A 12406-nucleotide genomic window follows, 5' to 3' on the forward strand; every position below is an offset into this window, starting at 1 on the left:
CTGTAGGCCAGCGCTTCGAGTACCCCGGAGGTGATGATCAGGGACTGCTCGGGGCCCGGCGGCTCCGCGGTCTGCAGCAGGTCGCGGATGTTGCGACCTGCGTGTACGTCCCGCTGTGCGGTGGCGGTGGGATTTGAACCCACGGTGACATCGCTGCCACGACGGTTTTCAAGACCGTTCCCTTAGGCCGCTCGGGCACACCACCCCCGCGCCGCCGGGGTGCGGTGGCGCGGGGACCAGAGTAACGGGTGGCCGTGCGGCCGGGGGGTCAGTCGCCCTTGCGCTGGCCGAGGACGACGTCGACGGTGGTGGACTTGCCGTCGCGGACGTAGGTCAGCTTGACGGTGTCGCCCGGCTTGTGGGTCCAGATGGTGCCCACCAGGGTCGGACCGCTGTCGATGACGGTGTCGTCGAGCTTGGTGACGACGTCGCCGGGCTGCAGGCCGGCCTTGTCGGCGGGGCCGCCGGGGGTGAGCGGCTCGGCGCCGTCGCTGCCCTCCTCCATGATCTTCGCGCCGGCGCCGGAGTCCTCGCGCATGTCGACCGAGACGCCGATGACCGGGTAGACGGGCTCACCGGTCTTGATCAGCTGCTCGGCGACGTTCTTGGTCTGGTTGACCGGGATGGCGAAGCCGAGGCCGATGGAGCCGGCCTGCCCGCCGCCGCCCAGGCCCCCGCCGGTGGACTGGATGGCGGAGTTGACGCCGATGACCGCGCCGCTCGCGTTGAGCAGCGGGCCGCCGGAGTTGCCCGGGTTGATCGAGGCGTCGGTCTGCAGCGCGCTCATGTAGGAGGTGCTGGAACCAGAGCCGTCACCGGAGGCCACCGGGCGGTTCTTGGCGCTGATGATGCCGGTGGTGACCGTGTTCGACAGGCCGAAGGGCGCGCCGATCGCGATCGTCGAGTCGCCGACGGCGACCTTGTCGGAGTCGCCGAGCGGCAGCGGGGTCAGGTTGGCGGGCGCGTTCTTCAGCTTCACCACGGCCACGTCGTAGCCCTCGGCCCGGCCCACGACCTCGGCGTCGTACTTCTTGCCGTTGGAGAAGGTCGCCGACAGCTCGCCGCCCTCCGCCGCGGAGGCGACCACGTGGTTGTTCGTGACGATGTGGCCCTCCTTGTCGTAGACGAAGCCGGTGCCCGTGCCGCCGTCGCCGGAGCTGCCCTTGGCCTCCAGGGTGACGACGCTGGGCAGCGCCTTCGCGGCGACCGCGGAGACCGTGCCGGGCTCGCGCTTGATGTCGGGGGAGCCCTGGGAGGCGGAGACGGTGGTGGAGCCGGTCGGGTCGTCGTTCCGGTCGGCGGCCCAGTAGCCGATGCCGCCGCCGACCCCGCCCGCGACCAGCGCCGCGACCAGGGCGGCGGCGACCAGGCCGCCCTTGCGCCGGCGCTTGCCCGCGGCCGGGTCGGCGTGGGTGTGGGCTTGCGCGCCGGTGCCCCACGGGTCGCCGCCGACGCCCTCCCACTGCGCGTTCTGCTGCCGGCTCGCGCCGCCGTCGTCGTACGTCTCGTGGCCGGCCGGGGCGGGCGGCGGGGGCCAGTGCTCGGCGCCCGGCGGCGCCGACGGCGGGGGGCCGGGGTGCGGGCCGGGGGCCTGGCCGTAGGCGCCCGCCCGCGGGTCGCCGGCCTGCGTCCCGGCGCCCGGGGCGTACGGCGGGGCGTCGGGGTGCGCGGGAGTGGCGGGAGCGGCCGCCGGCGCGGGCGGACCGGACGGGGCCGCGGGTACGTCCTTGCCCTCGTTGCCCTCGTTCTCGCTGCTCACAGCTCTCTCTCCTCGGTCCGCGTCGTCTTGTTCCACTGTCCGGAGGTGCGGCCGGCCACCGATGTACGTGTGCGGTCAGCTTTTCCCACCGGACGTCAGGCCACCATAAGCGGGACCTGTGCGTCCGGGGCGCGTCCAGCGGCAGGTCCCCTGGCCGGGTACCCCGTCCGCGCGATGGCACCATGGCGCGGTGACCCGAGCCCGTCAGCACCCGATCCAGGTCGTCGCTCACCGAGGTGCTTCCCAGGACGCCCCGGAACACACGCTGGCCGCCTACCGCAAGGCCATCGAGGTCGGCGCGGACGCCCTCGAGTGTGACGTACGGCTCACCGCCGACGGCCACCTCGTCTGCGTGCACGACCGCCGCGTCGACCGCACCTCCAACGGCCGGGGCGCGGTGTCCTCGCTGGAGCTCTCCGCGCTCTCCGCCCTCGACTTCGGCTCCTGGCGCACGCCCGACGCCGACCCCGAGGCCCCCGACCGGGCCACCGACACCGACCGGGACCTGGAGTCCACCGCCGTCCTCACCCTGGAGCGGCTGCTCGAACTGGTCGCGGACGCCGGCCGCCCCGTCCAGCTCGCCGTGGAGACCAAGCACCCCACCCGCTGGGCCGGGCAGGTCGAGGAGCGGCTGCTGCACCTGCTGGGGCGCTTCGGCCTGGACGGCCGGGGCGCGGATCCCGACGACGGCCCGTCCCCCGTCCGGGTGATGAGCTTCTCCGCGCGGTCCCTGCACCGCGTCCACGCGGCGGCCCCGTCGCTGCCGACCGTCCTGCTGACCCAGTTCGTCTCCCCCGGCCGGCGCGACGGCCGGCTGCCGGCGGGCGTGCGCATCGCCGGGCCCTCCCTGCGGATCGCCCGCAGCCACCCCGGGTACATCGAGCGGCTGCAGCGGGCGGGGCACCAGGTGCACGTGTGGACGGTGGACGAGCCCGACGACGTCGAACGGTGCGTGGAGCTCGGCGTCGACGCGATCATCACCAACCGCCCCCGCCAGGTCCTCGCCCAACTCGGCCGGTCCTGAGGACGCCACCCGCTCGACGGTGACCACCCGTGGCGAGCCCGTCACAGGGTGTGCCCCGGCGCGTTCGGAGCGGAACCGGACGTGTCGAGTGCGTCACCGTGGCCGGTCGGAGCGGTTTCCGGCGGCAACCGGAGGGGCATTCACACCGTGGCGTGGGGCGAAGGAGGTCTTGGGGGGTGACGTTTGTGGTCGCACAGGAAGTGCCCACGTCGTCGAGCATGGCCGTGTTCCACGGCCCGGCCGGCGTGGCGGAGGCCAGGCGGCGGATGCGGACGCAACTGCGCGCGAAGGGCGTCCCCGACGACACCATCGACGACGCGGTCCTCATCCTCTCCGAACTGCTCAGCAACGCCTGCCGGCACGGCCGCCCGCTGGGCCCCCGCTCCACGGGCGCGCACCCGGGGGAGCACCCCGACGGCGACTGCGAGGGCGCGATCCGCGTCTACTGGCACGTCGACCCCGCCTGCCGGATCACCGTCGAGGTCACCGACGGCGGCGGCCCCACCCGGCCCGTCCCCTCGACCCCGTCGGTCACCGCGCGGGGCGGCCGCGGGCTGAACATCATCGGCGCGCTCGCCAAGTCCTGGGGCGTGCGCGACGACGCCCCGGACGAGGTCACGGTCTGGGTCGTCATCGAGGGCGGCCAGTCGTCCTGAGCCGTCGCTACGCGCGTCACCGCCCGGTTCGGGGGCGCTCGTCCCGGTCTCCCACCGGTCCGGCCGCGGTCCTTGTGAACGGCTAGGCTCTCGCGCGTACCAGACGAGCCGTCACCGGGAGACACCCAGCATGGCCAAGAAGCGCACCCAGACGAAGGCCGCGAGGCCGCAGGTCGCCGCCGGCGAGATCCCGGTCGTGGGCGCCCGCGAACCCTGTCCCTGTAACTCGGGCCGCCGCTACAAGGCGTGCCACGGCCGGGCGGCCGCCCACGCGGTGACCGAGCTGGTGCAGCGCCCGTTCGAGGGGCTGCCCGCGGAGCCGGACTGGGTCGCGCTGCGCGAGCTGGTCCCGGCCGCGACGATCGCCCTGACGCTGAAGGACGGGCTGCCCGAGGGCGTGCCCTCGGTGACCCTGGCGACCGTGCTGCCGATGGCCTGGCCCGGCCTGCGCCGCGACGACGGCTCGGTCCTCGTCGGCCTGCAGAACGACACCGCCACCGGCGACCTCAGCCGCGACCTCGCCGACACCCTGCTGCGCGCCCTGGAGACCGAGCCCGGCAACCCGGTCGCCGCGCGGCGGGCGCCCGCCGACGGGCCCCGCCTCCAGGACCTGCTGGCCCCCGAGGGGCCCTTCGAGCCGGTCGTGCACACCGGGTTCGAGTTCTGGGTGCCCAACGCGGAGGACGCGGCCGACTCCTCGCCGGAGATCGCCGCGTCGCTGGAGCGCGCCAACGAGGCGGCGATCCCGACCGTCCGACTGGAGGGCGTCGACGCGGCCTACTGGTGCGAGACCCCGGAGAAGAACCACCTGCGCTGGGTGATGCCGCACGCGGAGGAGAAGCTGCTCGACGCGCTCGCCCGGCTGCACGCCGCCGGCGCCTCCTCGCTCGGCGAGGGCACCCGCCTGGTCGGCTCCTTCCGGGCGCACGGCCTCGTGGTCCCGGTCTGGGACCTGCCCACCGGCGTCTCGGCCGACGACGTCGAGAAGCCGGCCGCGGAGTTCGCCGAGCGCCTCGCGACCGCCCTCGCCACCGACGCGCCCCTGACGGCCGAGGAGCGGCGGGCCCGCGGCGGCCTCACCAACCGCCAGGTGACGCTCAGCTAGCCGACCGGCCGGTGACCGGAGCGGATCGAATTTGCGAACCGCGGATCTCTTGTTACCGTCGTAACAGCCCCGTTGCTGGTGCATCCCCCGTCGCCAGCAACGGGGTTCTCACGTTTCCGGCACCCCTCCCGCCCGGCCCCCGGACTCACCCGGCGGGGGCGCTGCCCGACCGGAGCAGCAGGGGACGTGCCGCCCCGCCCTCCGCCTCCGCGAACTCGGCGACCGCCGTGTAGCGCGCCGGCGGGCCGGCGACCGGCTCGCGGGGCGTCTCGCACAGGGCGGGCTCGTCGTCCGCCCTCACCTCGCAGTGCAGCTGGACGGTCCGGGCGGCCGGCCCCATGAAGCTGAGCACCGCGGTCAGCGGGGCGCCCGTGGTGTTGCGGTAGTAGGTGCGCGCCCAGGTCGCGCCGCCCTCGCGGAGGACGCAGGTCTGCGCCTCGACGCCTTCGGGGGAGGTGAGTTCGGGCCCGCAGCCGGCGGCCCGGGGTTCGGCCGAGGGGACGGGCGAAGGGTCCGGCGGGGTCGGCGCCGCGGCCGGAGCGGCGACCTCGGGCCGGTCGGCGCCGCCGCCCAGGAGCTGGCCGGCCGAGGCCGCCGCCAGCGGGAGCACCAGCAGGAGCGCCACGGCCCCGGTGAGCGCGACCGCCCGCAGGCGTCCGGCGTCCGCGGCCCGTTCGCGCGGTGTCCGCTCCATGTGCTGCCCCCGCCCCTCGGCCCGACCCGTCCGCCCGAAGGTAGCGGCGCGGGGCGGTCGCGACGGCGGCCCCGCGCCCGTTCTCCGCACATATCGGGCGCCGCCTCACCCGTACGAGTGTGACGGCGCCCGGGTCGGGCCGCGGAGGGCCGGGGTCAGCGGGAGACGCGGGTGCCGCCGTCCGGCGCGCCGTTGCTCGCCTCCAGGAGGGCGTCCATGACCGCCTCGACGGCCGGCAGCCAGGGCCGGGCCGAGCCGGGCAGCGGGGCGCGCTCCCAGCGGACCTCGCCGTCGGCCGCCTCCGACGGCGGCAGGGCGAGGTAGCCGCCGTCGCCGTGGAAGCGCAGCGTGCCGGGCACCCGGTCCTTGCTCCAGAGCAACTCGCCGAGCGCGGCCAGGGAGTACGGCGCGACCAGGACCGCCCAGCGGGTGGGGGTCGCGACGACCGGGCCGAGGCGCACGCCGAGCCGGTCGAGGCGGTCCAGGGCGCGGTGGCCGGCCTCGGCGGGCAGGCTGACCGCGCACGGCGCGTCGCCGCCGGTGGCCAGCAGGACCGGGGCGGCCGGGCCGTCGGCCCCGGACCACCACCAGCTGACCATGCGGCCGTCGGTGGTGGCCGCGAGCAGCGGGGGGTCGAGGGGGTGGGCGCCGGGCACGGGGCAGTGCGGGTCGGGGCAGGCGCAGGCCCGCGGGGTGCCGTCGGGGTCCGCGCCCGTCCCGCCGTACGCCTCGGTCTCGCGGTGCTCGCCGTCGTCGGCGAGCCCGACGCCGGGGACCACCGGCCAGCGCCAGACCGTCGCGAAGTTCAGGGCCGCGCCGCCGAGGGCCGATCGCGCCTCGGCACGCCGGGACTGGAGCCTGCGTCGCCTTCCGGAGATCTCACGCATGAGCGCTCGTTCCTTTCCGTGAGCCGCGGGAACCATCTGGACACGGGGGCCGCACCGCGCGGATGGGCCTCCACCCGGCCGGACGGGGACGGCTCCGACCGGGTCGCTGAGCTGATCTGGGTCGAACTGAGCGGTGTGCGCGTTCTGTTCGGTGCCGAGGAGCCGGGACGCCCCGCTGCCGGGACGCCTCACCGCCGAGGCGCCGAGGTGACGACGTGCTGTGCGACGGACGCGTGCGGGTCGAGCTGCGCGGGTGGTTCTGCGCGGGCTGGCCGCGCGTCCCGCCAGGCGCCGGGGCCCCCTCCCAGCATGGCCGTGGCGGGGGGTGGCGCGGGCGGGGCGCTTGCCGCTCTTCTTCGTCGGCACCCACCGGAAGGCCCTCCGGTGGGCGATGCCGTGGCCGCCTCTCGGCGGTGACGCGTGACGTCTTCCTAGGACGTCCGGCCACCGCGGGAAGTTCCCGGTCGAGCACCGGTGGCCGCCGAACTGCTTGAACGCCTTACTTCCTGGTCGTACCCGCGCCGACCGGGCCGACGCACGACGCGGCGGACCCAGTCGATCCCAATACCGTACGACCTCACGCGTTTTCCGGCCATTCTTCGCACACCACCCGGGTGCCCGGACACCCGCAAGAGGCCGCAGGACAATGCTGGACATGGCATGACGTATGCGTGTAGACGTGGACCCCTCGCCAGCGGCGTAGATGACATGGGGGTTCGCCATGCTTTGCAGCAGCTCGCACCGACCGGAAGGCCGGCGCCCATGACTCTTCCCCCCGTCCCGACGAACGCCTCGAACGTGGCCGGAATCGACACCGCGGTGCCGGCTCCGTCCCAGAATCCCGAGCTCGACCGGCCCGCTCCGGGACCGCAGCTCCAGGACCGCCTGGCCGGCTGGGTGTCCGACCTCACCACCCTCCACGAGCTCACCGACCGGCTCGTCCGCACCACCTCCGTGGCGGAGGCGCTCGACGAGGTGCTGCGCGCGGGTGCCGCGCTGGTCGGGGCCCGCCGCGGGATGGTCGTCCTGGAGGCGGCGGACGGCCCCGGCACCACGGTCGGCCTCGGTCTCAGCCACGGCGACCTCGGACGGATCGAGACCGTCCCGCGCGCCGCCACCGCGTGCGGCCGCGTCCTGGACGCCCTGGCCGCCGCCCCGGCCGGCTCGGCGGTCCCGGCAGGCTGCCAGCCCGACCTGTTCGCCGACCCGCACCTGGACCCCCGCCACCGCGAGGTCGCCACCGCCCTCGGCTACGCCGCCGCCTACGCCGTCCCGCTGGCCGCGGGCGACGAGCGGCTCGGGGCGGTGGCGTGGCTCTACGACGAGCCCGCCGAGCCCGGCGAGCGCGCCCGGCACCTGACCGGCCTCTACTGCGACGCGGCGGCCCACCACCTCGCCCGCACCGCCGCCCAGGACCGGGCCCTGGACTTCGCCGCGGCCCTGCGCGAGGAGTTGCTGCCCAGCCGGCTCCCCCGGGTCTCGGGCGTCCAGCTCGCCGCCCGCCACCGGACCGGACCGCGCGGCGGCGGCGACTGGTACGACGCCCTCCCGCTGCCCGAAGGCGCGCTCGGGCTCGCGGTCGGCTCCGTCACCGGCTCCGGGCCCGGCGCGGTCGCGGCGATGGGCCGGCTCAGAGCCAGCCTGCGGGCCTACGCGGTGATGGAGGGCGAGGACCCCGTCGCCGTCCTGTCCGACCTCGAACTCCTGCTCCGGCTGACCGAGCCCGCCCGCAGCGCGACGGCGCTCTTCGCGTACGTCGAGCCGGGCACCCGGCGGTGCGTGGTGGCGGGGGCCGGGCACGTGCCGCCGATGATCATCGGGGAGCGGCGGGCGGAGTTCGTGGAGACCACCGTGTCCGCGCCGCTCGGGATGCTGTCGTGCTGGGAGGCGCCCAGCGTGATCGCCGAGCCCGCCTCCGGCGAGACGCTCCTGCTGTGCACCGACGGGCTGCTCCGGCGGACCGGCGAGCCGGTCGACCGGGCCTACGCCCGGCTGCACACCGCGGCCGCCAGCGTGCCGCGCGCCGCCCGGCACGACCCCGGCGCCGTCTGCGACCACATCCTGCGCTCCCTGCTGCCGGACGGGACGGACGCGGTGGACAGCGACGAGGACGTCGTCCTGCTCGCGGCCCGCTTCCGCTAGGCCGCCGGCCCCGGGAGGGCACCTTCCTCGGCGCTGTCCGATCCGGCCGGTATACCCCTTTCGAGACGCGGGCCGTACAGCCGTACGATGGGTGTCGGTCCAGAGGTGTATCGAGGAGGCGTCCCGTGTCAGAAGAGGCAGCAGAGCTCGTTCCGCAGACTTCGGAGGAGACCCCGGAGGAGCCGATCAAGCAGCGGAAGAACGGCCTGTACCCGGGCGTCTCCGACGAGCTCGCCGCGTCCATGAAGACCGGCTGGGCCGACACCGAGCTGCGCGACCTGCAGCCGGTCGAGCAGGCCCCGAACGCCGCCGCCCGCCGCGCCGCGCTCTCCGCCCGCTTCCCCGGCGAGCGGCTCGTCGTCCCCGCGGGCAACCTGCGGACCCGCTCGAACGACACCGAGTACGGCTTCCGCGCCTCGACGGAGTACGTGTACCTGACCGGCGACCAGACCGACGACAGCGTGCTCGTCCTGGAGCCGCGCGGGGACGGCGCCGAGGGCCACGACGCCGTGATCCACCGGCTGCCCCGCTCGAACCGCGAGAACGGCGAGTTCTGGCTGAACGGCATGGGCGAGCTGTGGGTCGGCCGCCGGCACAGCCTGAAGGAGTCCGAGCTCCTCTACGGCGTCCCGTGCAAGGACGTCCGCGAGCTGGCCGCCGCGCTCGCCGAGGCCACCGGCCCGGTCCGGGTCGTGCGCGGCCACGACGCCGGTATCGAGAAGGCCCTCACCGACAAGGTGACCGCCGAGCGCGACGAGGAACTGCGGGTGTACCTGAGCGAGGCGCGCCTCGTGAAGGACGACTTCGAGATCGGCGAGCTGCAGAAGGCCGTCGACTCCACCGTCCGCGGCTTCGAGGACGTCGTGAAGGTGCTCGACAAGGCGGAGGCCACGTCCGAGCGCTACATCGAGGGCACCTTCTTCCTCCGCGCCCGCGTCGAGGGCAACGACGTCGGCTACGGCTCCATCTGCGCCGCCGGACCGCACGCCTGCACCCTGCACTGGGTCCGCAACGACGGCCAGGTCCGCTCCGGCGACCTGCTGCTGCTCGACGCCGGCGTGGAGACCACCACCCTCTACACCGCCGACGTCACCCGCACCCTGCCGATCAACGGCCGCTTCACCGACATCCAGCGGAAGATTTACGACGCGGTGTACGCGTCCCAGGAGGCGGGCATCGCCGCGGTCAAGCCCGGCGCCGCCTTCCGCGACTTCCACGACGCCTCGCAGCGGGTGCTCGCCGAGAAGCTCGTCGAGTGGGGCCTGGTCGAGGGCAGCGTCGAGCGGGTCCTGGAGCTCGGCCTCCAGCGCCGCTGGACGCTCCACGGCACCGGCCACATGCTCGGCCTCGACGTCCACGACTGCGCCGCCGCGCGGACCGAGGCGTACGTCGGGGGCACGCTGGAGCCCGGCATGGTCCTCACCGTCGAGCCCGGCCTCTACTTCCAGGCCGACGACCTGACGGTGCCGGAGGAGTACCGCGGCATCGGCGTGCGGATCGAGGACGACATCCTCGTCACCGCCGACGGCAACCGGAACCTGTCCGCGGGCCTGCCGCGGACCAGCGACGACGTCGAGGCGTGGATGGCCCGGCTCAAGGGCTGACGCCGAAGAGGCGGATGTTTCACGTGAAACATCCGCCTCGGAGAACGGCACGGAGGGCGTGTCCCTCGTCGAACGCCTGCTAGGTGACGACGAGCGGCGCGCCCTCGCGCCATTTCAGCATCTTGTCGAAGGACACCACCGCGCCCGCGCGGCCCGGCCGGTTCCTGATCCGCACGTGGTCGGCGAGCTCCTCGATCAGGCCGAGGCCCCGGCCGCTCTCCGCGTCCGGCGAGACCTGGGGGGACCTGATCCGGCCCCGGGGGCGGGCGAAGCCCGGGCCGGTGTCCGCGACCTCGATCCGGCAGGTCTCGCCGTCCAGGTACGCGGTCACCCGGTACGCCGCCGGGCTCTCGCCGTCCGGGCCGCCGGGCTCGCCGGGGGCCGCCGTACCGCCGTGCTCGACGGCGTTCGCACAGGCCTCGCTGAGGGCGAGGGACAGGTCGTAGCTGATCTCCGGATCCACCCCGGCGGTCTCCATGGTCCCCATCAGGAGGCGCCTCGCCAGCGGCACACTGGCAGCCTCGCGCCGCAGATGCAGTGACCACCAGATGCTCATTGCTTCCAGCCTCCCGGGCGCGGCTCGACTCCGTCGTTCGCTGCTGCTCGATGTACCCGTACGTATTGCCGCCGGGGTCCGGGAGCAATCGTTCCGACGGAAGGAAGACGCCCGAACGGCCGAGGTCCGCGAGGTTTGCACCGGTATAAAGCGGTATAGAGGTGCACGGTGCCGGACCGCATCCCTCCGCATGCCGCACCACAACCGGCCTCCCGCCCATCGCTCCCGTTCCGTGACCTTCCGGACCTGCCGTACCGGCGCGGGGGCCGCGGTGCGATGATGGGCCGGCCATGCCCCCCGCAACGCCTCACCCCGTCGCACGCGCCGGAGCCGATCTGCGGCTCCTGAGGGCCGCGGTGTTCACCGCGGTCTGCGTCGCGCTGTCCGCGGCGGGTCACGTCTCGGCGAGCGGGGACGCGCTGCCCTGGTGGTCCGTCGGGCTCGGCCTGCTGGTCGTCCTCGCGATCGCGGTGCCCTGCGCCGGGCGGGAGCGCTCGCTGCCCGCCATCACCGCGGCCCTCGCCCTCGGCCAGATCGGCCTGCACGTCGTGTTCGGGCTCGGACAGCACGCGGCCGCTCCCGGCCCGTCGTCCGACGCGTCCGTCATGGCGACGGCCGCGCACCTGGTGTGCGGGGGCGGGGCGGCGTCGATGGGGCCGGAGCAGGCGCGCCGGATCGTCGACGCGGCGGGGCTGCCCGCCGGGCACGTCCACGCGGCCGGCGAGGTGTCGACCACGGCCCTGCTCAGCATGCCGATGCTGCTCGGGCACCTGCTGGCCGCGATCGCGGCCGGCTGGCTGCTGCGCCACGGCGACCGGGCGCTGTTCCGGCTCGCCGCCCTGCCGGCGGCCAGGACCGTCGCCGAGGCCGCGCCGGCGCGGTCGCTGCGCGCCGCGCTCGCCCTGGTCCGCGCGCTGTGCGCGGGCCTGCCGGCGGCCGGCCTGCCCGGCCCCGCCGCCCCGCGCGCCGCGGACGACGACGGGCCCCGACTCCGTACCACCGCACTCCTGCACTCGGTGATCAGGCGAGGACCGCCGGCGGGCTCCGGCGTCCTCGCGGCCTGCTGAGGCCGTTCCGCGCCACGACGCGAACCCGACGCGCCGCGCCCGTACCCGGGGCGGCGCGGCACCCGCGCGCACCCGCGCGCCCTCACCCCGTCACCACGCCGAAAGTGGAGTGCAAGCCCACCATGAACGTTTCGCGTATCGCCGTCACCGGCGGCGTCGCCGCCTCCTCCCTGCTGCTCATGGCCGTCCCCGCCTTCGCGCACGTCAGCGTGCAGCCGGTCGGCGAGGCGGCGCAGGGCGGTTACGCCACCGTCAACGTGAAGGTCCCCAACGAGCGGGACGACGCGTCGACGAACAAGCTGGAGATCACTTTCCCGGCCGACCACCCGCTCGCCTCGGTCATGCCGCAGGAGGTCCCGCGCTGGACCGCGAAGGTCACCAAGACCAAGCTCGACAAGCCGCTGGAGCTGCACGGCCGCAAGATCACCGACGTGGTCTCCAAGGTCACCTGGACCGGCGGCGAGATCAAGCCGGGCACCTTCCAGCAGTTCCCGCTCTCCCTCGGCCAGCTGCCCGAGGACACCGACCAGCTCGTCCTGAAGGCGATCCAGACGTACTCCAACAAGGAGGTCGTCCGCTGGATCGAGGAGCCGGTCGAGGGCGGCGAGGAGCCCGAGAGCCCCGCGCCCGTGCTCGCGCTCAGTCCGGCGTCCGAGGACGGCCACCACGGCGCGGGCGCGTCGGAGAAGCCGGAGGCCGACGCGAAGGCCGACGAGGCGAAGGCGGACGACGCCAAGGGTGAGGACGCCGGCCACGACGACGGCGACCACACGGAGACCGCCTCCGCGGAGAGCGGGAGCGACACCACCGCCCGCGTGCTCGGCGTCGTCGGCATCGTGATCGGCGCGGCCGGGGTCGCCTTCGGCGTCCTCGCGGGCCGCCGCCGCACCACCAGCTGACCCGCCCCCGCGG

Annotated in this window: 10 protein-coding genes, 1 tRNA gene and 1 pseudogene; 7 read left to right on the plus strand and 5 right to left on the minus strand. The window is 75.0% G+C overall.

Features of this window, described 5'->3' with window-relative positions:
- Positions 1-118 precede the first annotated feature (118 nt).
- Positions 119-205 (minus strand) — tRNA-Ser (locus ACFWEG_RS25375).
- A gap of 63 nt (positions 206-268) precedes the next feature.
- Entirely contained in the window at positions 269-1759 is a 1491-nt protein-coding gene (locus ACFWEG_RS25380; RefSeq protein WP_387219405.1) for a S1C family serine protease, read from the minus strand.
- 190 nt (positions 1760-1949) lie between these two features.
- On the opposite strand from ACFWEG_RS25380, the gene ACFWEG_RS25385 reads away from it, so the two are divergent.
- The 3 genes and pseudogenes from ACFWEG_RS25385 to ACFWEG_RS25395 all read left to right on the plus strand — a co-directional run bounded on the left by ACFWEG_RS25385 (position 1950) and on the right by ACFWEG_RS25395 (position 4544).
- Entirely contained in the window at positions 1950-2783 is an 834-nt protein-coding gene (locus ACFWEG_RS25385) for a glycerophosphodiester phosphodiesterase (RefSeq protein ID WP_387219407.1), read from the plus strand.
- An 88-nt stretch (positions 2784-2871) separates the two neighbouring features.
- A pseudogene (locus tag ACFWEG_RS25390) lies at positions 2872-3418 on the plus strand (ATP-binding protein); the annotation flags it as partial.
- 151 nt (positions 3419-3569) lie between these two features.
- Positions 3570-4544, plus strand: coding sequence for a DUF5926 family protein (locus ACFWEG_RS25395; RefSeq protein ID WP_387219409.1), 975 nt, complete (start codon positions 3570-3572; stop codon positions 4542-4544).
- Between the two features lie 145 nt (positions 4545-4689).
- On the opposite strand, the gene ACFWEG_RS25400 is transcribed toward ACFWEG_RS25395, so the two are convergent.
- Both ACFWEG_RS25400 and ACFWEG_RS25405 read right to left on the minus strand, forming a co-directional pair.
- Positions 4690-5238, minus strand: a complete 549-nt coding sequence (locus tag ACFWEG_RS25400) for a hypothetical protein (RefSeq protein WP_387219412.1) — start codon at positions 5236-5238, stop codon at positions 4690-4692.
- A gap of 155 nt (positions 5239-5393) precedes the next feature.
- Positions 5394-6125, minus strand: a complete 732-nt coding sequence (locus ACFWEG_RS25405; protein WP_387219414.1) for a bifunctional DNA primase/polymerase — start codon at positions 6123-6125, stop codon at positions 5394-5396.
- 762 nt (positions 6126-6887) lie between these two features.
- Here ACFWEG_RS25405 and ACFWEG_RS25410 point away from each other — a divergent pair.
- Positions 6888-8267, plus strand: coding sequence for a PP2C family protein-serine/threonine phosphatase (locus ACFWEG_RS25410; protein WP_387219418.1), 1380 nt, complete (start codon positions 6888-6890; stop codon positions 8265-8267).
- A gap of 125 nt (positions 8268-8392) precedes the next feature.
- Entirely contained in the window at positions 8393-9871 is a 1479-nt protein-coding gene (locus tag ACFWEG_RS25415) for an aminopeptidase P family protein (protein ID WP_387219420.1), read from the plus strand.
- Between the two features lie 79 nt (positions 9872-9950).
- Here the strand turns inward: ACFWEG_RS25415 and ACFWEG_RS25420 are convergent, their stop codons facing one another.
- The gene (locus ACFWEG_RS25420; protein ID WP_387219422.1) at positions 9951-10427 is read right to left on the minus strand and encodes an ATP-binding protein; all 477 of its coding nucleotides are present in this window, start codon (positions 10425-10427) and stop codon (positions 9951-9953) included.
- A 290-nt stretch (positions 10428-10717) separates the two neighbouring features.
- Here ACFWEG_RS25420 and ACFWEG_RS25425 point away from each other — a divergent pair, with 290 nt between their 5' ends.
- On the plus strand, positions 10718-11494 hold the full coding sequence (locus ACFWEG_RS25425) for a hypothetical protein (RefSeq protein ID WP_387219425.1): 777 nt from the start codon (positions 10718-10720) through the stop codon (positions 11492-11494).
- A gap of 122 nt (positions 11495-11616) precedes the next feature.
- A complete protein-coding gene (locus ACFWEG_RS25430) occupies positions 11617-12393 on the plus strand; it encodes a YcnI family protein (protein WP_387219427.1) in 777 nt (258 codons plus the stop codon).
- The last annotated feature ends 13 nt before the right edge of the window (positions 12394-12406 follow it).

The organism is Streptomyces sp. NPDC060194 (assembly GCF_042728285.1).
GTDB lineage: Bacteria > Actinomycetota > Actinomycetes > Streptomycetales > Streptomycetaceae > Streptomyces.

Coding starts and splice junctions, on each gene's coding strand:
- ACFWEG_RS25395 (WP_387219409.1), top strand. CDS start 3,570: ATGGCCAAGAAGCGCACCCAGACGAAGGCCGCGAGGCCGCAGGTCGCC.
- ACFWEG_RS25400 (WP_387219412.1), bottom strand. CDS start 5,238: ATGGAGCGGACACCGCGCGAACGGGCCGCGGACGCCGGACGCCTGCGG.
- ACFWEG_RS25410 (WP_387219418.1), top strand. CDS start 6,888: ATGACTCTTCCCCCCGTCCCGACGAACGCCTCGAACGTGGCCGGAATC.
- ACFWEG_RS25425 (WP_387219425.1), top strand. CDS start 10,718: ATGCCCCCCGCAACGCCTCACCCCGTCGCACGCGCCGGAGCCGATCTG.
- ACFWEG_RS25420 (WP_387219422.1), bottom strand. CDS start 10,427: ATGAGCATCTGGTGGTCACTGCATCTGCGGCGCGAGGCTGCCAGTGTG.
- ACFWEG_RS25405 (WP_387219414.1), bottom strand. CDS start 6,125: ATGCGTGAGATCTCCGGAAGGCGACGCAGGCTCCAGTCCCGGCGTGCC.
- ACFWEG_RS25430 (WP_387219427.1), top strand. CDS start 11,617: ATGAACGTTTCGCGTATCGCCGTCACCGGCGGCGTCGCCGCCTCCTCC.